Annotated in this window: 14 protein-coding genes; 7 read left to right on the top strand and 7 right to left on the bottom strand. The window is 48.0% G+C overall.

The window, feature by feature from the left end:
* Nucleotides 1–31: 31 nt before the first annotated feature.
* The 5 genes from FVR03_RS18280 to FVR03_RS18260 all read right to left on the bottom strand — a co-directional run bounded on the left by FVR03_RS18280 (nt 32) and on the right by FVR03_RS18260 (nt 6,203).
* Nucleotides 32–667, bottom strand: a complete 636-nt coding sequence (locus FVR03_RS18280; protein ID WP_147923215.1) for a DUF4230 domain-containing protein — start codon at nt 665–667, stop codon at nt 32–34.
* A 61-nt stretch (nt 668–728) separates the two neighbouring features.
* Nucleotides 729–1,628, bottom strand: a complete 900-nt coding sequence (locus FVR03_RS18275) for a 1-aminocyclopropane-1-carboxylate deaminase/D-cysteine desulfhydrase (RefSeq protein WP_147923214.1) — start codon at nt 1,626–1,628, stop codon at nt 729–731.
* A gap of 443 nt (nt 1,629–2,071) precedes the next feature.
* The gene (locus FVR03_RS18270) at nt 2,072–4,519 is read right to left on the bottom strand and encodes a YfhO family protein (protein ID WP_147923213.1); all 2,448 of its coding nucleotides are present in this window, start codon (nt 4,517–4,519) and stop codon (nt 2,072–2,074) included.
* Between the two features lie 42 nt (nt 4,520–4,561).
* Nucleotides 4,562–4,837: a DUF4834 family protein gene (locus FVR03_RS18265; protein WP_147923212.1), complete on the bottom strand. Its 276-nt coding sequence runs from the start codon at nt 4,835–4,837 to the stop codon at nt 4,562–4,564.
* 463 nt (nt 4,838–5,300) lie between these two features.
* Nucleotides 5,301–6,203: a hypothetical protein gene (locus FVR03_RS18260; RefSeq protein WP_147923211.1), complete on the bottom strand. Its 903-nt coding sequence runs from the start codon at nt 6,201–6,203 to the stop codon at nt 5,301–5,303.
* Nucleotides 6,204–6,621: 418 nt separating this feature from the next.
* Here FVR03_RS18260 and FVR03_RS18255 point away from each other — a divergent pair, with 418 nt between their 5' ends.
* From FVR03_RS18255 to FVR03_RS18235, 5 genes are all read left to right on the top strand, one after another.
* Nucleotides 6,622–7,179 (top strand): RNA polymerase sigma-70 factor, encoded by a 558-nt coding sequence (locus FVR03_RS18255; protein WP_147923210.1) that lies wholly within the window; start codon nt 6,622–6,624, stop codon nt 7,177–7,179.
* 407 nt (nt 7,180–7,586) lie between these two features.
* Nucleotides 7,587–8,603: a FecR domain-containing protein gene (locus FVR03_RS18250; protein WP_147923209.1), complete on the top strand. Its 1,017-nt coding sequence runs from the start codon at nt 7,587–7,589 to the stop codon at nt 8,601–8,603.
* Nucleotides 8,604–8,621: 18 nt separating this feature from the next.
* On the top strand, nt 8,622–11,228 hold the full coding sequence (locus tag FVR03_RS18245; protein WP_147923208.1) for a TonB-dependent receptor: 2,607 nt from the start codon (nt 8,622–8,624) through the stop codon (nt 11,226–11,228).
* Between the two features lie 9 nt (nt 11,229–11,237).
* Entirely contained in the window at nt 11,238–12,182 is a 945-nt protein-coding gene (locus tag FVR03_RS18240) for a DUF4249 domain-containing protein (RefSeq protein ID WP_147923207.1), read from the top strand.
* Nucleotides 12,183–12,211: 29 nt separating this feature from the next.
* Nucleotides 12,212–12,784, top strand: a complete 573-nt coding sequence (locus FVR03_RS18235) for a hypothetical protein (protein ID WP_222707268.1) — start codon at nt 12,212–12,214, stop codon at nt 12,782–12,784.
* A gap of 219 nt (nt 12,785–13,003) precedes the next feature.
* Here FVR03_RS18235 and carB read toward each other — a convergent pair whose 3' ends face one another.
* Both carB and FVR03_RS18225 read right to left on the bottom strand, forming a co-directional pair.
* Nucleotides 13,004–15,817, bottom strand: coding sequence for a carbamoyl-phosphate synthase large subunit (gene carB, locus FVR03_RS18230; RefSeq protein ID WP_147923206.1), 2,814 nt, complete (start codon nt 15,815–15,817; stop codon nt 13,004–13,006).
* 810 nt (nt 15,818–16,627) lie between these two features.
* On the bottom strand, nt 16,628–19,162 hold the full coding sequence (locus FVR03_RS18225) for an L-rhamnose mutarotase (RefSeq protein WP_147923205.1): 2,535 nt from the start codon (nt 19,160–19,162) through the stop codon (nt 16,628–16,630).
* Between the two features lie 661 nt (nt 19,163–19,823).
* Between FVR03_RS18225 and FVR03_RS24520 the strand changes: the two genes are divergently transcribed.
* Nucleotides 19,824–19,985, top strand: a complete 162-nt coding sequence (locus tag FVR03_RS24520) for a hypothetical protein (RefSeq protein WP_187270210.1) — start codon at nt 19,824–19,826, stop codon at nt 19,983–19,985.
* A gap of 403 nt (nt 19,986–20,388) precedes the next feature.
* Nucleotides 20,389–20,784 carry a hypothetical protein gene (locus FVR03_RS18220; protein ID WP_147923204.1) on the top strand — a complete coding sequence of 132 codons (396 nt, stop codon included), beginning with the start codon at nt 20,389–20,391 and terminating at the stop codon, nt 20,782–20,784.
* Nucleotides 20,785–21,079 lie beyond the last annotated feature (295 nt).

The following is a 21,079-nucleotide window of genomic DNA, read 5'->3' as shown; positions in this document are numbered from 1 at the left end:
TTTTTAAGCGTGCCCTGAGCCTACGAAAAGTTTACCTCTTTGGAGCAGCCTGTGGATTCTGGATAGTTCGCTGTGGCACCAGCACCACTTTTCGGCCGGTTATTTCCTCCAAAATTGGTTTCAGTACCTTTTCGGCATTCACTTTTGTCTGCTGCAAAATACCCGAGTTAAGAGCAGCCTGCTCCACATTTTTCTCGGCATAACGATAGCTTTCCTGCACCAGGTCCGCATCCTGAAAGTAGGTGTATTCTTTGGAGAAGACTTTGGTTTTGGAGTGATCTATTTTGTAGTAGCAAATCTCAGGATCGGGAAGACTTACCTGCACCAGCGTATCGCCCTGGAACCGGATATCTTCGGGCCGCATTTTGGTAAAGTCTACACAACCCACTGCTTCTCCGGCCACAATCAGCACAACCTTAGAATTAGGCACCCAGCGCGAGGCATTTTTCTCGTACTCCACCACATCTTTAAAATTGTAGCGCACCAGTTCCATCCGGCCCAGCTCTTCTACGGTGGTAAGTATGGTGTTGTGGTTCACGATCACTTCTGGTTTGTCATCGGTTTTGCCAAAAAAAGTGAAATCTTTAAAGTTAGCCCAGATGTAAAACCCGACAGTACCGATGAGAAGCCAAGGCAGCAGCTTTAAAAACAGTCTGAAAAGAGGCATTTATTTGGTTTGGTTATGGTTTTACTTCTGTATCTACAACTATTGTGCTACATTTGTTAGTTCATACCTGTAGCCCCAGCCGCTCCCTGAAACCGGCGTTACCCTGCAGCCCACCGGTATGCACCGCCACAATTCGGCTGCTACTGGCGAAGAAGCCTTTCTGCAGCAAATTGAAAATACCAAACATCATTTTACCTGTGTACACTGGCTCCAATGGCACCTGGTGCTGCTCCCAAAAGGCCTGCATAAATGCCAGCAGTTCCGGCTTTACTTTAGCATAGCCGCCGAAGTGGTAGTCGGTGAATAATTGCCAGTTGTTGTACGTTTTGCCGTTGTAGTTACGGATGAGTTGCTCTATTTCCTGCTGCAGGAAGGCACCGCCCTTCAGCGACGGAAAGCCCAGCACCTGCTTCTCTCCTTCTAAACCAGCAATAACTCCAGCCAACGTGCCACCGGTACCGCTGGCGCAGCAGAGGTAGTCGTATTCTATTTCGATATCAGCTATAATTTCGGTACACCCTTTTACAGCCAGGTTGTTGGTGCCGCCTTCCGGCAGTATATATGGCTCCTGATACTGCCACGCGAGCGCCTTCAAAAATTCAGATTCGCTTTTCTGACGATACACTTCCCGCGATACATACTGCAGTTCCATGCCTTGGGTGGTTGCCAGGTGCAACGTTGGGTTCAGGGGCAGGTGCTCTTCGCCCCTGATGATGCCGATGGTCCTGAAGCCGAACTCCTCACCCGCCGCCGCCACGGCTGCTATGTGGTTCGAATAGGCTCCGCCAAATGTAAGCAATGTGCTTTTCTGCTGCTGCTTTGCTTCCTGTAGGTTGTATTTTAACTTTCGCCATTTATTACCGGAAATGGTGGGGTGCAACAGGTCCTCCCGCTTTAACCAGAGCTGTATGTTTTGTTCTTGCAGCAATGGGTGGTGTAGCTGTTGTAGCGGGGCTTCCATTTTTCAGGTGCTTTAAATTATGGATTGTAGATGGTAGACACTAGAGCTAGTAAAGACCTATCGGGTACATGAGTATAAACCTTTTTCACCTGAAAGCAAAGAGCCCCGGCAATTGCTGGGGCTTCTATATGGAAGTATAAATCAGTCAGAAAGAAAATGATCTAATTATTCTAATGAAAATCGCCTCCAGAAGGATTTTAATCAAAATTTTGCCAAGGGTCTACCGCACATATTTTAATTGTATACCCTTAGCTTACTAGACTCATTGGTAGCTATAAATGAAGCATAGAACGCATTCATTCACTCTCTTAAGCCTTCCTTAAATTTCTAAATCAACCACATAACAATTAAACCATTTAGCAATTTACTACCCAATTATTCAAATAAAAATGGTCTTCAGAAGGCTTTCAGACTGTTTTAGTGCCAAGGGTAGATCAGAAGCTTTACACGATCTCCTTTTGCACAACCGGCTTTACCACTGGCCTGTTCCGGGTTCCGTAAATGGCAGCGCTAACTAAAATAATCAAGAGTAAAAACGATGAGATCAGCGATACGGCATTGCCTACTTCATACGATTTTGGCTCGAACCTGAACTCTATTACATGCTTGCCAGCTGGAACCGGCATGGCACGCAAGATGTAGTTGGCTCTTACATGCTCCACCGGGTTACCATCTACAAAAGCCTTCCAGCCATCAGCATAATAAATTTCTGAGAACACGACAAAACCTGCCTCGGCTGCGCTGGCTTCGTACTTCAAGTAATTAGGCTCGTATTCGGTTAGTTTAATGGTAGAGCCTTCGGTGTTAAATTCCGTTCCCGGCACTTCAAACTTAGAGGCATCTACAATAGCTGTCATGCCTGCATCCAGTCCGTTTAAGGCTTCAATCTCTTCGTCGGGGCTGTTCACTTTCTCTACCTGCTCCACAAACCAAGCGTTGCCCAGGGCTCCTGGCAGGCGCTGTACCGGTTGCTGCTCGTTGCCGGTAATAATGTAGCGCGTGTTGAGCATGCGGAGCACATCGAGGTTGTTCTGCGAAATGTGCCGGTCTATTACATCCTGGTAACGGCGCATTTTGGCTCCGTGGTAACCTCCTACTGATTTATGGTGCCAGGAGGTACGGGCATCGTTGAAAGGGTTCGGCAAGTAAAAGACTCTATAGTGCAGATCTTTGTCCTGCAAAATCATGCGGTCGGCCTGCGTTAGCTGAAAGTGGTTTTCGATGGCGCGCTCTTTGAAATCAGATTCATTCAGGTAACGTTTATCTACGCTCCAAAGGTCGACTAATATCAGCACACCAATACCGGCTATGGCCAGTGTGGCAGAAAATTTATTTTTCAGATAGAAATAAAGCAGCCCTGCCGCCAGCACAACAAACAGGAACGAACGGAAGGCATCGCTGCGCATCAGGCTTTCGCGGTCGGCACGAATGGCATCTACCGGGTACTGCGCCTGCAGCAGTTGCTGGTCTACTGTGCCTACAAACCCGAAAGAACCTGCCAGCAGCCATACCAGCAGACAGATACCGGCTGTTATGCCTCCTGCATATAAAACCTTCTTCTCAAGGTCGCGCACTATGCCTTTGTCGCGGAATACTTTGTAGAGCGCCAGCATGCCCAGCAATGGCATCGTAATCTGAGCTATTACGAGAGCCGACGATACCGCCCTGAACTTGTTGTAGCCCGGAAAGTAATCGAACATGAAGTAGTTGAAAGCTTCGAAGTTCTTGCCCCAAGCCAGCATAAACGACAGCAGCGTAGCTACCAGTAGCCATACACGGGTGCGGGTGTTTACAATGAACAGCCCCAGCACAAACAGAAAACAGATAATGGCTCCTACATACACAGGCCCGCTGGTCATGGGCTGAGCGCCCCAATACATGGGCATACCCTGTTGCACAATCTGCGCGGCCTGTCCGGGTGGCACGCCCATGCGGGTAAAGGCCTGGTAGGTTTCGGAATCGGTGCCGAGGGAGGAGGTAGAGCTGCCACCGTAAAAGTTCGGAATGAGCAGTGTCATGGTTTCGCTTACGCCATAGCTCCAGTTAAATGCGTATTCACGGTCGAGGCCGCTGGAGGTTTTGTCGCCACTGTTCGCCACCGATAACTCCGATTTGCCCCTGATGCTGTGCTGGCTATATTCCGCGGTAGTATATAACCTGCCAAAGTTTACGCCTACGGCCAACAGCGTGGCAACTCCCAACACCAATCCGCGCTTTACCAGGTCAACAATGGTTCCTTCTTTAACGGCATACACTATTTCTACTACAATAAATACGAGTACCATCAGCAGCATGTAGTAGGTCATCTGCAGGTGGTTAAAATGAATGTTTAGTGTAAGGCCAAGCGCAAATATGGCGGTCCCGATCCAGAGGTTGCGGCGTAGTGCGTACAGCATGCCACCCAGCACCAACGGTATGTAAGCAATAGTCAGAGACTTAGTGTTATGGCCTGCTTCGAGAATGATGATGTTATAGGAAGTAAACGCAAAAGCAATAGCCCCGACCACCGACAGCCACACATTAAGGCCCAGCATTACCATCAGAATATAGGCGCAGAGGAGCGTAATAAAGATATTGGCGGCCATAGCCGGCATATCGAACGTCAGGATTTTATGGATGTAACCGGAGAGGTCTCCGGTATAGTGCGTGTTGATGAGGTAAGACGGCATGCCCCCGAACATGGAGTTGGTCCAGAGGGTTTCTTCGCCGGTTCTTGCCCGGTAGTCCTGTATTTCTTTAGAGCCGCCCTTCGACTGCAGAATATCGTGCTGCGCCACGCTTTTATCGTCGAAGAGAACGGGTGAGAAATAAACAGCCGTTAAAATGAAGAAAATAAGAATGGCGATGGCATGTGGTAACACATCGCGCTTAAAGTTAATAGAAGCCATCATATCGTTCAAAAACCTCAGAATAGAGCTTGAAAGATAGGATTTTTATTTTACTTCTTCATAATCTACATACTGTCCGCCATCAAAACCCTTCTTGTTCTGGTTCTCGGGTATGTAATCGATTTTTACATTTCCTTCGGCTTTGGCCTGGCCGTTTTGGTGACCGTTCTGTGGGGGCTGCTGCTGCGTATTGGTGTAGAAGAAGGTACCATTGCGCATCTGCTTTTTAACAAAAGCCTGCAACAGCCAACGGAACACGACAGGCGCAACCAGCCTGATAAAGAAAACAATGAGGATTGAAACGAATATGAATTTGATCATGGTTTAAAGTATTAGGCCGCTGTAATGCAAAAACCGCAGCTGCCAGTGTTTCCAAAATTTTGCGCTCTGACAAAAATTGCCAGCCTTACCTAACAAAACTTGTGTCTTGCTACTTATAGGTATACAACTCTCTTGCCAAAACGTTATTGCCTGCCATTTCGACTGAATTTAACTTTGTGCAAAGATACATCTGTTTTTAATAAAGAACTTCTGCAAATGTATAGTTCCAAATTAGGCATTGATTAGCAGTGAGCTGCAAAATCAGGGATTGATTGAAGGCACCTCCTATTGGTTGTTTTTTTCAACTACATGTATTTGTATTCTTTTTGATGATTGAAAACTTTGCGGAGTAAATACACACCTGCACAAGTTGCCTCTGCTGCTGATTAATAAAAAAGGCGTAGTTAAAAACTACGCCTAGTAAGAGTGCCCTGTTTTAAGCACCTCCCAGAAAAATTAACAACTACCTTCTCTTCCCAAAGCTAGCCTGTACCCCAAGCGATGGAATAAACGTGAGGCCGGAGTAGCTATGACTTTTGCTGTTCAATACCTGGTAGGTGCCGTAGTTCTGGTAATAAATGCTCAGCGCCGGAAGCAGGTAAACATACTTAAAGCCGAACTTAGCATTCAGGAACATCCCGAAAGAAGAGAAATTGTTCTTGCCCGAAAAAGCCGGTACTTCCACAGCATCGCGCCCAATTCGTTCGTACACGCCGCTTGGGTCGAAACCGTAATTTATAAAGGTATGGCTGTAGACTACACCAAACGAGACATTCCCTTTTTCCTCTTCGGGCCCAAACGACTTGCTAAAGATAAGCGGAATGGTAAGGTCCCTTCGTTTGGCTGTAAACTGCAGCACTGGCTGGAGCCTTTTCAGAAAAACAGCATCGAGTATGCCTGAACCTTGCCCGGCATATTGCAGACCAAAGCTACCGTACCACCTGTTCCCGCTGCCCACACCAGGGTTATCTATAGTGCCTGTGGAGCCCATAAACTGGTACATGGCATCAAACACATGCACACCCGTGGCATATTTGTACCCTACATCTACCCGCTCAACCAGGCCATAGCGTAAATAAAAATCAAACGTTGGCCCCACCGGATCTAAGGCATACGCCATCATGGCCTTGGAGGCTACATCAATCTGGCTGTCGTAGAAAACGGAGTCGCGGTTACGGATGGCGTCTACGGCTGCCTTTGTAATATCTCCTAGCTGACCGATAGGCGCTGTAGCAATGTTGCCGCCAAAGTTGATACCGGCCTTAAATTGCCCCGGCGCTGTTACTTTGCCCGAGTTTATGATCGCCCTTGGCGCTGTGCAGCCAGCTACCAGACCTAAAAGCACGAATAGCCATGCCTTTTGCATTTTTGCAAAGTTGAATCGCATTGAAAATTTCTGATAAATGAGGTTGAACTACGTAAACGAAGTCTTAAGGAGCTTCGTCAAATTAAAAATTAGAAATGTTGAAAAAGGTACTTCAATGGCCCGTTTAGAAGCATTTTCATTAGTTCTTTAGTTAAGGAGCTGCTGATTTGTTAAGATAGCTTTACTAAGAGAGGTATAGCATCATATTTAGTCCCCTAAGCTTAGCCTAACTATAGGCTTAAGATTATTTCCCTACAAAGCTCTTCTTCCTAACGGACTTATAATGAGGCGAAATTATGCAATACAGGAGCAGCAGGCAAGCAGATAGCCAGAATTAATCTGATGGTTTGAGGCTGGAATATATTTTAGATAGCTATTTTTGGCTTTTAGCAGTTTTTAGGCAAACAGCAGAAACCAGGTGGAGCAGGAAGAACAGGAATTACTAATTAAAATCAGGCTTGGAGAAGAGGCTGCTTTTGAAAAGCTATTCCATACCTACTACCCTGCCCTCTGCCTGTATGCCCAGAAATTGTTGGGCGATTTAGACAAAGCCCGGGAGGTGGTGCAGGATGTCTTTGTGCGGCTGTATGAGCAGCGTGAGGCATTGCCCGCGATTACCTCTGTTAAACCTTACCTCTACAAGTCGGTGCACAACACTTGCCTGAACCTGCTGAAACAAACAGCTGTGCACCAGGACCACCAACAGCACCTCCTCTACCAGTCGCCCATTTCCGAAACTTCTGATGCGGTAGAACAGGCAGAGCTGGAGGCTCGGCTGGGGGAGGCAATCCAACAGCTGCCGGAGCAGTGCCGCAGAATTTTCGAGATGAACCGCTTCGATGGTAAAAAGAACAAAGAGATAGCCGAAGAACTACAGCTTTCGGTGCGGACAGTGGAAACGCAGATCAGCAAAGCCCTTAAACTACTGCGCACCGAACTGGCCGACTTCTTTCTGCTGCTCCTGCTGCTTTTGTAGATTTTAGATGCTAGATTTTAGATCTTTGATTTTTCGAAACTTGTATCTCTCTCTGATTTGTGCAGGAGCCAAAGCAGAATGAAAGATCTCCGCTGCCGCGAGCTTTCAGCTTGTGGTTTTATATGAACAAGAGTTCTTCTCCTAACTCTCAGGCCCTAACTTCCGGAAATTCTGACTTATTAATTTGAAAGCATGATCCACGCGAGTTGAAAACTCGCTCCATGTAAAACCACGAGCTGAAACCTCGCGGCAGGTACTCAAAATTTGTTCTCTTGTTCAAGGAATTCAAATTATTCAAATGAAAATGGCCTTCCAAAGCTTTTTGCGGCCTAAACCGTCAAGGGTCAGAAAATAAATTTCATTTACCGATACGTGTAAACTTCACGTCACTTGTCTTAGCTATAGATATGACTATTTCATCTAACCCAGATATTCCGCATGAGTTGCTGATACGATTTCTCTCCGGCGAAGCCAATGCCGAGGAGAAGCAGTTGGTGCAGGAGTGGCTGCAGGCGGATGCAGCGAACCAGGCTCACTTTCAGGAACTGGCCGTACTCTGGAACAGCAGTGCCAACAGCAGCGCCATCGGGCAGCTAGACACAGCAGCCGACTGGCAGAAAGTACGCAATAGAATAGTGCCGCAACTGGATGAAACATCTGTGCTGCCGCTCCGCCCGCACCGAACCTGGCTGACGCCGCTCCTGAAAATTGCGGCCAGTATTGTACTGATTTTTGGCATTGCGCTTGGCTTTAGTCCGGAGCTGCGTCAGCGCCTGTTTAACCAGCAGGTAGTTGTAACAGCCACTGCCGGTCAGGAGGAGCTGACGCTGCCAGATGGCTCCAAAGTTTATTTGAATGAAGGGGCGCGGCTCACTTATAGTAAAGCATTTACAGGAGACAAACGGGAGGTACAGCTGCAGGGGGAGGCTTTTTTTGAAGTGGCAAAAGACGCTGAAAAACCTTTTGAGGTAACAGCAGGAGCCGTGGTAACGCAGGTGCTGGGCACTTCTTTCAACATAAACGCACCTGCTACCGATACCGTGGCTGTAACGGTGGTAACAGGTAGAGTGGCAGTGTTTGCAGCAGAAAACGAAAGAGAAAAATTGTTGCTGACACCCGGCGAGAGCAGCACCTACCAGGGCGGCAATCTGGCAAAAGCGACCACAGCAGACCTGAATGTGCTGGCCTGGAAAACCAGAACCCTCACGTTCCGGAACACACCGCTGCCAGAGGTGCTCCAGGCCCTGAGCAAACACTACCACGTATCGCTGCAGCTTGGCTCAGAAGAACTGAAGAAGTGTGATCTTACCTCCACCTTCGAGCGGCAGTCGCTGGAGGAGGTGCTGGAGGAAATTGCATTAGTGCTTCCGGTAACCATAGATCGAAAAGCCGACAACATCCTCATCAGCGGCAAAGGCTGCTAATTTTTAAACTTAATTCTAATGTTGAAAACTACGGTTCTCCTGCTGTTCTTTCTGTTCCTACAAGCCCCGCTCCTGCTGGCTCAGGATGCATTGCTGCAAAAGCAGGTAGAGCTGCAGAAAGCAGAAGGCTCGGTAGAGGAAATGCTGCAGGAGCTGGGGCAGCAAAGCGGTATCACTTTTTCGTACAGCAACAGCATTGGGCCAGACAGGCAGGTAAAACTACAGCGTACCAAACAATCGGTGCAGGCGCACCTGGCAGCGCTGTTTCAGGGGCAACCAGTGGCCTATGTGGTTAGAGAAAACAAAATTATTTTGTATGCAGTGGCAGCGGGCAAAACTACCCAGGCAGCTGCACAAAAAGTAACCATAAGCGGCTATGTAACCGATGCCGCCTCCGGCGAAGCTTTGATTGGCGCTACCATACAGGAACTCTCTTCTAAAAAAGGAGTTACCAGCAACCAGTACGGCTTTTACAGCCTTACGCTACCTGCAGGAGAGGCTATGGTTGCCGTTAGCTACATCGGTTACCAAACCAGGCTGCTCCCCTTACAGCTGCACCACACCGATACCACACTGGCACTTACCTTAACTCCTTCCAGCAGCAACGTGCAAGAGGTAACCGTAACAGCTCAAACCGGGCAGCAACTGGCTCCCACCGGCATGACGAGCATCCCCATCCAGAGGCTCAAAAACGTGCCTACCATACTCGGCGAGCCCGACGTGATGAAGGCACTGGCCCTGACACCGGGTGTAGCCATTGGCAACGAAGGTACCACCGGCCTGCTAGTGCGCGGTGGCAGCCAGGACCAGAACTTGATCCTGCTCGACGAGGCTACTGTTTATAACGCAGCGCATTTATTTGGTTTTGTTTCCATTTTTAACCCCGATGCGCTAAATAAAGTGGATATGTACAAAGGAGGGTTTCCGGCGCGGTTCGGAGGGCGACTATCGTCGGTGCTGGACATGACCATGAAAGAGGGCAATAATCAGGAAATGAAGTCTGAGGCGAGCATCGGCCTTATCAGTTCCCGTTTTAACATAGAAGGGCCTATCGGCAGCGAAAACACTTCGTTCATGTTTTCGGGCCGTGCCTCTTACCTGAGCCTGTTTATGTTACCTGCTTATCTTAATTACCATGCGCAGAACAGGCCCTCTTACTACAACTACTGGCTCTACGATGTGAACGCAAAAGTAAACCATCGGTTTAAAGATGGCAGCCGCCTGTTTCTGAGTGTTTACAACGGCAACGACTTCTGGAAAACAAAAGAACGTTATTCTTCCGATGAAACCACGTTTAACCTCGGCTGGGGCAACACCACCGCCACGGCCCGCTACAGCCGTGTGCTGAACCCAAAACTATTCTTCCGGTCGGTGCTCACCAACTCACAGTACCGCTACGGACTTAACGCCGATAATACTACTTTTGAAGACGATGCCAGCACCGTTACCAGTTCATTTGAGACAAAATCCACGGTACATGACTGGACTTGGCGCAATGGCATCGATTATTATCTTTCGCCCAACCACCAGCTTAAGTTCGGTGTAGAAAGCACGCATCATACTTTTAGAACAAGTGCCCTGGCTGTAGAAACAGACACGCTGCACGGTGCCAACAGGCCAATAGCTGCCTGGGAACACGGAGTTTATTTAGAAGACGAGGCACAACCTTTTACCTGGCTTAAATTAAATGCGGGCCTTAGAGGTTCGGCGTTTCAGGTGGAAGGACGCACGTATAAATCTCTGGAGCCGCGGTTCTCGGTTAACTTTTTGTTGCCTCATGAATTTGCTGTAAAAGGAGCCTATAGCCAGATGCGGCAGTACATCCACCTGCTCACTACTAGCGGCATTGGTCTGCCAAACGACATCTGGGTGCCTGCCACCCGATCTGTTGCCCCACAATTTGCCCAACAGGTATCGGCGGGTATCAGCAAAAATTTACCGAAGCTAAGAACGGAGCTGAGCGTAGAGGCTTACCACAAAACCATGACCAACCTGATCGACTACCGGCAGGGTTACAACCTGTTGTACAGCGCCTTTAACAGCAATTGGCAAGACGAAATAGAAACTGGCGGACACGGTGAGGCATACGGGCTGGAGTTTTTCGCGAACCGCACCGAAGGCCGCTTTACCGGCTGGCTGGCCTATACCCTGGCCTGGAGCAACCGCCGCTTCAGCAGTATAAACGATAACCAGTGGTACCCTGCGAATTTCGATCGGCGGCATGTGATTTCCTTTACGGGCAATTATAAAATTTCCTCCGCCTGGAGCTTTTCCGGCAACTGGATGTTCATGTCTGGACAGCCTGCTACCTTGCCTGTTGCGGTACAGGAAGATTTAAAGGGCAACAAGACCTTTATATACACGGGTCGTAACAATGCCCGCATGCCAGCCTACCACCGCCTCGATGTGGGGGCTGCTTATACGCTACAGACAAAACGCGGCCGCAGCGCCACCTGGAACTTCGGTGTCTACAACGCCTATAACCGCATCAACCCTTTTTACCTCGACTTCAAAAACAATTACGATACGTCTTCAAGCAACTGGGAAATGATTGGCCGCAGATTGGTTATGCGTTCGCTGTTCCCGCTGATACCATCCGTTAACTATACTCTGCGGTTCAACTAATTATATAGCATGAAAGAAATTCTGCTCCTCAATTATTCTAATAAAAATAGCCTTCCAAAGGTGTTTCTGCTCATTTTAATCCTAGGCACTCTCCTTGGTTCAACGAGCTGCACCAAAGACCTGGATTACGAGCTGCCTTACCTCGGCGATAAGCTGGTGGTTAACGGCCTTCTGTCGCCCGACAGCGTGGTGAGCCTGCGGGTTAGCACTACCATGCCTGTAACCGGAGACTTCCGTACGAAACTGGGTGTTACAGCTGCAACTGTGGCTTTTTTTGAAAATGGAATGCTGGTGGAAAGCCTGCTCCATACAGGCAACGGCACGTATCGCTCTCCCTCTGGTTTTAAGCCTGTGCCGGGTAAAGCCTATGCTGTACAGGTATCCGCCGAAGGATTTGCTGCAGTCGAAACACTCCCCGAAACAGTACCGTTCCCGCCGGAGCTAGGGCAGCTGGTTTTTCAGGAGCAGGTAAAATCTATTTTTAATGATGTGCCCACACGGAAGCTCAGCGTCGAACTAAAAAGCAAGGGCGATGTTGCTGCGTTTTACAACCTGAATGTTCAGCCTATGTACCGGGGCCGCAAGCTGACAGCCAACACTTTTTACACCGACAAAGTGCTGGAGACCGGAGACCCTTGTGGTTTTATGGGCGATGGCAATGAATTTAACTTATCGGATGCCTGCTTTAGTGGTGGGTCTTATACTGTCAATATTGGCGTTGAACTGCGAGGCTTCGTTACCATAGGCCAAAACCTGGAACTTGTAAACGCTGATCAGGTAGTGCTTACTTGCAGAAGCATCAGCAAAGGCTATTACGAGCACCTGGAAAACGGTTACCAGCCAGACGGCTACCTGATGGCCATCATGGAACCTCGTTTCGTGCACACAAATGTTATCGGGGGCTTTGGCATGCTGGCAGCTTACAACGAACACAAAATTATTCTCAATCTATAACCTTCTTACTTTATCAAACATACCAGTACATGCAATTAAAACATCTTCTTCTGACTACTGCTCTTGCCTTTGGGGCAACTTCTATGGCTACAGCCCAGGACGCCAGCGTCGAAAAATCAATTTATGGCATCCAAACCGGATTTTTGGGGATATGGGCGCACAACGAATCCAGAATTGCCGATAAATTCGCGATCCGGTCTGAAATCGGGTTCGATGCCGGCCTTTTTGGTAGTGGCTTCAGCAATAATAACCTGGGCTATGTGCTTACGCCAGTTCTTACGGTAGAACCAAGGTGGTATTACAATATTAAGAGGCGGGATACCAAAGGCAGGCGCACCGCCAACAACAGCGCGAACTTCCTCACCGCCAAAATAAACTATCATCCTGACTGGTTTACAATTTCCAGCGACGACAGGTGGGTACATAATCAGATTGCCGTTATCCCGACATGGGGCATAAGAAGAGTTATAGGCAAGCATTTTACTTACGAAACAGCCATCGGTCTTGGCTACCGCTACACGTTCCGGAAGAGCTATGGGTTCAGCACTAATTTAGGAGAGGCTGCCTTTGACCTGGACCTAAGAATTGGTTATACGTTTTAAAAACGCTTTGCTTGTTGTGCTGCAGGCGTCGCATCAGGCGCAAAAGATAGCGTAACCTTTCCTTTGCAGATGGTCAAGGGCCTTACAACAAAAAGCCACAAAGACCTTTGGAAGGCCGTTTTCATTAGAATAATTCACCTGCGGCAGGCACGAATACAGATAAAAGCAAAGCGGCTGTTCCGGGTGGAGCAGCCGCTTTGCTTTTAAAAATGATATTGCTTACATACTCAGGTAGAGATTTCTTTCAGAGTATACTTTTACAAAATAATCGTCCTGCAGGTCGTCTATAAAGTAGATCGCCTCACCAGTCGATTTCATCTCTGGCCCAAGCTCCTTGTTAACTTCCGGGAACTTGCTGTGTGAGAATACCGGCACCTTAATGGCGTAACCGTGCTTGTAAGGGTTAAAGGTGAAGTCTTTTATCTTCTTCTCGCCCAGCATGAGCTTGGTAGCGTAGTTAATGTACGGCTCGCGGTAGGCTTTGGCAATAAACGGAATGGTACGCGAAGCACGTGGGTTGGCCTCGATAATGTACACCACCTCGTCCTTCACCGCGAACTGAATGTTGATGATACCAACTGTATTCAGTGCCAGAGCAATCTTTTTGGTGTACTCCTCTATCTTCTGAATTACGTTTTCAGAAAGATCGAATGGAGGCAGCACCGCGTAAGAGTCGCCGGAGTGAATACCAGCTGGCTCAATGTGCTCCATAATACCGCAGATGTGCACATCCTCGCCATCGGAAATGGCATCGGCTTCTGCTTCTATGGCATTATCGAGGAAGTGGTCGAGGAGCACTTTGTTGCCCGGATGATCTTTGAGCAGGTCGATCACGTGTGCTTCCAGCTCTTTCTCGTTAATCACGATTTTCATGTTCTGGCCACCTAACACGTAGCTTGGCCGAACCAGCAGCGGGAACTTCAGTTGCTTGCAAAGCACCAGCGCCTCTTCAGCCGACTCGATGACACCAAACGGAGGATACGGAATATCCAGGTCGCGGAGCAGCGAGGAGAATGAACCTCTGTCTTCGGCCAGGTCAAGTGCTTTGTAGCTGGTGCCAATAATCTTGATGCCGTAACGATCGAGTTTTTCAGCCAGTTTCAGGGCCGTTTGGCCACCGAGCTGCACAATAACACCTTCCGGCTTCTCGTGCAGAATAATGTCGTAGATGTGCTCCCAGAACACCGGCTCGAAGTACAGCTTATCGGCAATGTCGAAGTCGGTACTTACGGTTTCGGGGTTGCAGTTGATCATGATGGTTTCGTAGCCGCACTCTTTGGCCGCTAACACACCGTGCACACAGCTATAGTCGAACTCGATGCCCTGCCCGATCCGGTTCGGACCGGAACCCAGCACAACAATCTTTTTCTTATCGGAAACGATGCTTTCGTTTTCGCCATCGAAAGTGCTGTAGTAATACGGAGTTTTGGCTTCGAACTCAGCCGCACAGGTATCTACCATTTTAAAGCTGCGCAAAATGCCAAGCTCGGTCCGTTGGGTATGTACTTCGCTCTCGAGACAACGCAGGATGTGCGCCAGCTGGCGGTCTGAGAAGCCTTTTACCTTGGCCTCGCGCAGCAGCTCTGCCGGCAGGGTTTTCAGGTTGTATTTTCCTACTTCGCGTTCTATCATTTCCAGCTCCTCGATCTGCTCCAGGAACCAGGGGTCAATTTTGGTGAGTTTCTGGATGGTACTGGTCGGGATGCCGGCATGCATGGCATCTTTAATGCAGAACAGGCGGTTCCAGCTCGGATTTTTCAGGTTGTAGATCAGCTGATCGTAGTCCGTCATTTCCTTGCCGTCGGCACCGATGCCATTTCGTTTAATCTCTAAGCTCTGGCAAGCCTTCTGCAGCGCCTCCTGAAAGGTACGGCCAATGCCCATTACTTCGCCCACACTCTTCATCTGCAGACCCAGGGTGCGGTTCACGCCTTTAAACTTATCGAAGTTCCAGCGCGGTATTTTCACGATCACATAGTCCAGGGCCGGCTCGAAATAAGCCGAGGTGGTTTTGGTGATGGAGTTTTTCAGTTCGTCGAGGTTGTAGCCGATAGCGAGTTTAGCCGCCACTTTGGCAATAGGATAACCGGTAGCTTTAGAGGCCAGTGCCGAAGACCGCGACACGCGTGGGTTAATCTCGATGGCGATGATGGTGTCGTCTTCAGGGCTTACCGAGAACTGCACGTTACAGCCACCGGCAAACTGCCCGATGCCGTTCATCATTTTAATGGCCAGGTCGCGCATTTGCTGGTACACGGTGTCTGGCAGGGTCATGGCAGGCGCTACTGTAATAGAGTCGCCGGTGTGCACACCCATCGGGTCGAAGTTCTCGATAGAGCAGATAATGATGACGTTGCCCACATTGTCGCGGAGCAGCTCCAGTTCGTACTCTTTCCAGCCCATAATGCTTTGCTCCACCAGCACCTCGTGCGTAGGCGAAGCGTGCAGGCCACGCGTAAGGGCAGCATCAAACTCTTCGGGGGTGTTTACGAAACCGCCTCCTGTACCACCCAGCGTAAACGAGGGGCGAATTACAAGCGGGAAGCCGATTTCCTGTGCAATTTCTTTTCCTTCCAGAAACGAGGTGGCCGTTTCACCTTTACAAACATTAACACCAAGCTCGATCATTTTGAGTCGGAACTGCTCCCGGTCTTCTGTCGTCTCGATGGCTTTAATGTCCACGCCAATTATCCTGACGCCGTATTTTTTCCAGATACCCGCATTTTCGCATTCTATGGCCAGGTTCAGAGCAGTCTGACCTCCCATGGTAGGCAGCACGGCATCAATCTGGTGCTTCTCCAGTATATCGACGATATACTTCTTTTCGAGCGGCTTCAGGTACACATTATCTGCCGTGATACTATCGGTCATGATAGTAGCGGGATTAGAATTGATGAGTGTCACTTCTATTCCTTCTTCGCGGAGAGAACGGGCGGCCTGAGAGCCGGAGTAATCAAATTCGCAGGCCTGACCGATGATAATAGGACCAGAGCCGATAATAAGAACAGATTTAATACTGGTGTCTTTTGGCATGTGTTTGGTAGGTATAAATTGCTCAAAGTTAGTGCTAAATCTTTAGGCAATCAATAAAAAATATCGTGGGTTTGCCTAAATCTGCTCTCAGGCAGCAGAATCGATGATTTTAGCGGGTTCTTTTTATCACATTTTTGTCTGAAGGGCAGCTAAAAAGCCAGCAGATTACTACTGCGTCTTCTGCTTCAGGTTGATGGATAATAGTAACCCGAAGCTAAGCCGACGGCTCTGGCCTTGCGTGAGGTTTGCGCCGAATTATTCTAATGAAAACAGCCTTCCGAAGCTTTTAACACCATTTGCAGGTTAAGGGTCTGGCAGCGCCACCCTTGGAGGCAAACAGGTTAAAATACCTTTGGAAGGCTGTTTTTATTAGAATAATTGGAGTTGTGTGGTAGTTAACCTTTTCAATGTATTACGGCAGGCAACAACAGATCAAATAAATTTGCCAAGTGCACGACCTGAAAATAAACTGTTTGAGCGTTCAGCGAGTGGGGGAAGGGGCCCTCGATTTTTATTTTCTTGATTTTTTTGGTTCTTTTTGTATCAAGACAAAAAGAACAAAGACAACAGCAATGAAACAAATACCTGCCGCCGTTAAGCTTTTGTAGCAGCTATGCTAATTTAAACTGAAACACTGGTAGCCATTGCTTCTGGTTCTGGCCCACAAGATCCTTCCAGGATGACAAAAGTGAGATGGTGTAAGTTGAAATAAGAATCTATTGGCTACCGCACAAATGGGTTAAAATAAAATCTCCTATTGTCTACCCTTGCACTCAAATAATCTGAAAACCGGAGTTCGGGAGTACGGGTTTATTTAGCGCTTACCGGCTTCAGAAACACCCAGGTCTCACCAGGTTTGGTGCCTGGTATGCCTTCCTGGTACTGCTTCATGAGGTTGTTCCATTCCGTTACCCGCGGGTTGTTCTCGGTCGTTTTCGGGTCCAGTTCATCCAGGCTTGCTCCTTTGGGTATACTGATGATGAGCATGAGCTGCCTTTCGTTTTTAAACATGAGCAGTTGCTGGAAATTGGCATTGCAGAAACCCTGGTGTACTTCCGGCCATTTTTTGCGCTGTGTGGCATGGTGGTCCAGGTACTCTTTCTGCAAATCGGTATCCTTTACCAGGTTGGCTGTCAGAATAATATGGTCGCGTTCTTTTACTGTGGTGGCGTCTTTACAGTTTTTCCAGCGGTCAAATTCATAGTAGGGGTCGTTGTAAATTTTAACTTCATCGTTTTTAAAGCGTTCCAACAAATCTTTGCGGATAGGGTATGGATTCTCAATAGCACCGTACAGCACCGTGTGGTTGTTCCATTGGTAAATGTCTGAGGCCGATAAACCATGCTTTTTCGCGATTTCCAGCACCTGTTCTGGGTTATGTGGCTGGCCGCTTTCGCTGATGATCTCCACTACTTTTGTATGCTCCGTGTGGTTTATCTGGCGGTCTGCCGACATAGGAGCCCTGTCTTTGAGCAGGTGCTTGTAAGGTGCCTGCAGGCCTGCTTTTTGCCTGATGCTATCAGCCACCCAGGGGCCGTTGTTTTCCCAAAGGTTGCCGGGGCCGTTGGCGTTTTGCAGGTACTTATCGGAGCGGGTCCAGTTGTCTTTCACGGTAAAGAAAGAGGAGCCTTCATCGGTGTACAAATAAAACCAGTGGTGCGGGTCGTGGGCATACGGCGCTACATAAATGCTGTCGATACTGTTCTCTACAATAAAAGAAGCTGGCTGTGCCGATAAGGTATAGATGGCCGACACATCGTACATGTGCTTGCCGTAGCGTTGAATCTTGTTGGCGGCAATGCGGTTGTTGCGCATGGTGTTCACCGTTCTGGTCCAGCCCCAGCCCATCGAGATGCCGGAGTAAGAAACCTCGCTGATATCGTTATGCTCAATTTTGATGCCTTTTACGTGGCCTACTCCTATGCCTATAGCTCCCCAGTCTTCGTTGGCAACATTGGTTACCAGGTTGTTACTTACCTGCACGTTCGTGCACACATCGCGCTCATCCTGTGGGTTATAAGGCAAATGCACTTCCTGCGCCTCGTCTGAGAACACACCCACCTGAATGCCTGTGCCGGCTATGTCTTTAAACACGTTTCCTCTGATCACATCGCTGTGCGTTCCTCTTTTGTAGTCGAGGCCTACGGAACCCATGTGCTCGAACCGGCAACCTTCAAAACTGGTGTGGTGCGCAAAGGCCACCTCCACTCCTGCAGCCGGACGACCTACCCAAGCCTGGTTTTCCATCCCTTTTTTATCGGGTGTTCCGGGTATTTTTAGCTTGTAGGCATCGAGCATGTGCATGCCTGCCTGGTGCGGCACGTGCCCCTCTTTAGATGGGCGCAACCAGGTGCTGTGCTGAAACGCAATATCTTTAAAGCCGACATAAGCAACCGGCTGATCGATGGTGCCTTCCATTTTCACCAGCGTTTCCAGTACAGGCACTGTAACGGTGGCTTTGGCTAAGTTCTCGTTATTTCGGGGCCAGTAATACAGCTTGCGTTCTTTTTTGTCGAGAAACCACTCGCCCGGCTCATTTAAAAACTGCATGGCGTTGGTCAGGAAAAAGGCTGAGTTTCCGGTTTCTTTCGACATCCAGGGGGCTGGCCAGGGGTGCTCCGACTGTATGCGGCTTTCGGGCTGGTAAAAAGAAAGCACCGCACCGGCCGCTGTCATTTCTACAGCTTTAATCCGCAACACGGCAATCGCCCACCATTGGTGGATGAACATTTCCATGCCGGCCGCATTTTTTATATCAGCTGTTGGTTTGGGTATGGTGCAGGTTTCGTCTTTATGGTTCCAGGAGATGATTCTGCTCATGGTGCCTAGTTTGGTGTCTTGAGATCGAACTGCCTTTACGTTGTTTACATAAAGCTGCCGGAAGTCCAGCACCTGGTCGCCGAACACAGGTGCATCGGCTACCCAGACCTTGCCTTGTGCCTCTTTCGGCAAGCCTGCCACTTTAGCTCCGGCCCTTTTCCAGCCTTGTACCTGCATGCCTCCGCTTATTACAGGTTTTTCGCCTGGTGCCGCCTGAAAAATGGTCGGGCTGCTTGCTGTACCGGCATCTTCGGGGCGAATAAATAGTGGCTCCTGCAGGGTATAAAGGCCTCCTTTCAGAATAATAAAAATGCCATCGGCAATAGTCGGGTCAGCCAGGCGCCTCATTTCACGCGCTTTCCGGAGTGCAAGCCCGATATCAGCAAGTGGCTTGTCTTTAGTGCCGGGGTTGTCGTTAGCACCTTTCGGAGACACCCAGATTTCTGCCGCACTTGCTTCTACTGTAAACAAACTGATTAGCAGGCATATGCAAACAAACACATGCTGTTTTATTATTCTGGTCATAAATACTGTATTAAGAGTTGAATGGCATTGGTTAAAGCTGGTACTACAGCAGGAGCAGGAACTATCGCTTGTAATTATCTTCTGCGATTAATGCGTTTGCTCCTCTGCCACCGGTAATTTTCCCCAATTTCAGATATCATTGTATAAATGCCAAATACATTCTGCTATATCTGCTTACAAAATCTTTCGGATGCCTTTTTTTATTTTCGATTGCTGTTGATTTAAGACTCTTAAATGAGTGATTACTAAAACACAGTTTTACCACTGCACTATTTTTTAACATCGTAAAAGGCTGATTTTATGAGAATAGGTTGGTTTGGGGTAACTGCCTATGGCTGCTAAGCACATGCCTCTGAAGTATGCTGGGTAGACCCTTGGCTAACTTCTGACGAAATTCCTTTTGGAGGCTATTTCTATTAGAATAATTTAAACGCTTGCAAAAGTAGCATTCACTATATCAGGTAAAACTTTCTTGCATGTACTAAGTAGAACTATAGATGACGACACACCTTATCGGAAATCAGCTTTAGGTTTTTTCATTTTAACAGGATAGAAAATCTTATGTTTTGCGTCTTGTGTTCTTTAACAGATGGCAGTACATGTTCGAATTCAGATAAATTAAGTCGCAGGCTAAACAAGTAAAACATAAACCAACTACACTATGGGAACACCAAGAGATGATGACTTTGTAACCAACTCTGATGAGAGCAAAGTAGTACCCGACGAAAATCCGGAACCCTTGGAAGGCACAAAAACAGATGAGCCCGACACTTCTACCACCGCACCAGAAAGTGAGACAAACGATAACAGTGGCACAAAATAAGCACGTTTTTCTAAGACTAGGTTTATGGCGTACAGCCATTTTTAAATTGAAGCATAACCTTCAGCCAAACAAGCCGTTCAAAACCGGAGCGGCTTGTCTGGTAAAAGCCTGTCGCTAATAACATAGCCTATACTCCTTACAAACTGTTTCACCCACTTGCCCCTCTGGCTGCCGCTTATGCAAAAATAAGTATTGCAGAGTGGTCGCCATTTTACAAGAGTTCTTCGGCACACCGGCTCCGCTGCCCCCGCTACCAGATTTCTTATTTACCTGTAAAACAAAAACTTACAAGAGTTTTATTATTTTTGATTTATCAAATGTTACAAGGACAAGCTGTTTCAAAAATTTTGTTTAAACCATATTTTTTATTATTATTACTTCTCACTTTCCATAAAAATGTAGCATGGTGTGCTTTCAATCGGAATATATTTATGTGGAGTACCATGCCGAAGACAAGATACTTGTATGCCAATGGTATGGTGGGTGCAGCAGTCTGCAATACAGGCAGGCTCTTATAAAATCGATGCGGTATGCCAAACAGTTTGATGTGGATTATGCTGTTTTCGACAGGCGCTTATTGCCTCAGATTTCGGAAGAAGACTTTGACTGGACCTTAGATTTTATGTACAAAACATTCCATCTTTTGCCGTTAAAGCGCTTTGCCTCAGTTAGCTCTTTCGATGTGCTGGCCGAGCGGCAGCAACAGCTGATACTGCGTCAGAACCAGAAACTGCCTTTTGAGGTGCGCAGCTTCGGCGACCTTACCTCTGCCTACGATTGGCTTGTAAGCGGTTCGTAACCCATTGTGCTGCTGCTAATGCACAACGCTTTTACAGGCAGGCTTTGTCGGATAAACCGAACCCTGCGTCAGTATCAGATTTCAAATTACTCTAATTAAAATGGCCTCCAGAAGGATTTTCACCTGAATTAAGTCAAGGGTCTGGCCCATTTTAGTTACCTGCTAGTACTTTGCCTTTTCTGCCTACCACACCGTTTTACTTAAAATCAGTATCTTGCTTTTACCTATTAACGCGAGTTTTGACTTGAAAAATTAGACAAGTACAATTTGTGTATTTTCCCCCTTTGCTGCTTTG

The organism is Pontibacter qinzhouensis (assembly GCF_008017455.1).
GTDB classification, from domain to species: domain Bacteria; phylum Bacteroidota; class Bacteroidia; order Cytophagales; family Hymenobacteraceae; genus Pontibacter; species Pontibacter qinzhouensis.
This window is presented reverse-complemented; position numbering and strand designations above follow the sequence as displayed.

What these genes read in the sequence shown, in the direction of transcription:
- FVR03_RS18280 (WP_147923215.1), bottom strand. Translation starts at nt 667, where the DNA reads ATGCCTCTTTTCAGACTGTTTTTAAAGCTGCTGCCTTGGCTTCTCATC.
- FVR03_RS18275 (WP_147923214.1), bottom strand. Translation starts at nt 1,628, where the DNA reads ATGGAAGCCCCGCTACAACAGCTACACCACCCATTGCTGCAAGAACAA.
- FVR03_RS18270 (WP_147923213.1), bottom strand. Translation starts at nt 4,519, where the DNA reads ATGATGGCTTCTATTAACTTTAAGCGCGATGTGTTACCACATGCCATC.
- FVR03_RS18265 (WP_147923212.1), bottom strand. Translation starts at nt 4,837, where the DNA reads ATGATCAAATTCATATTCGTTTCAATCCTCATTGTTTTCTTTATCAGG.
- FVR03_RS18260 (WP_147923211.1), bottom strand. Translation starts at nt 6,203, where the DNA reads ATGCAAAAGGCATGGCTATTCGTGCTTTTAGGTCTGGTAGCTGGCTGC.
- FVR03_RS18250 (WP_147923209.1), top strand. Translation starts at nt 7,587, where the DNA reads ATGACTATTTCATCTAACCCAGATATTCCGCATGAGTTGCTGATACGA.
- FVR03_RS18245 (WP_147923208.1), top strand. Translation starts at nt 8,622, where the DNA reads ATGTTGAAAACTACGGTTCTCCTGCTGTTCTTTCTGTTCCTACAAGCC.
- FVR03_RS18240 (WP_147923207.1), top strand. Translation starts at nt 11,238, where the DNA reads ATGAAAGAAATTCTGCTCCTCAATTATTCTAATAAAAATAGCCTTCCA.
- FVR03_RS18235 (WP_222707268.1), top strand. Translation starts at nt 12,212, where the DNA reads ATGCAATTAAAACATCTTCTTCTGACTACTGCTCTTGCCTTTGGGGCA.
- carB (WP_147923206.1), bottom strand. Translation starts at nt 15,817, where the DNA reads ATGCCAAAAGACACCAGTATTAAATCTGTTCTTATTATCGGCTCTGGT.
- FVR03_RS18225 (WP_147923205.1), bottom strand. Translation starts at nt 19,162, where the DNA reads ATGACCAGAATAATAAAACAGCATGTGTTTGTTTGCATATGCCTGCTA.
- FVR03_RS24520 (WP_187270210.1), top strand. Translation starts at nt 19,824, where the DNA reads ATGGGAACACCAAGAGATGATGACTTTGTAACCAACTCTGATGAGAGC.
- FVR03_RS18220 (WP_147923204.1), top strand. Translation starts at nt 20,389, where the DNA reads ATGGTGTGCTTTCAATCGGAATATATTTATGTGGAGTACCATGCCGAA.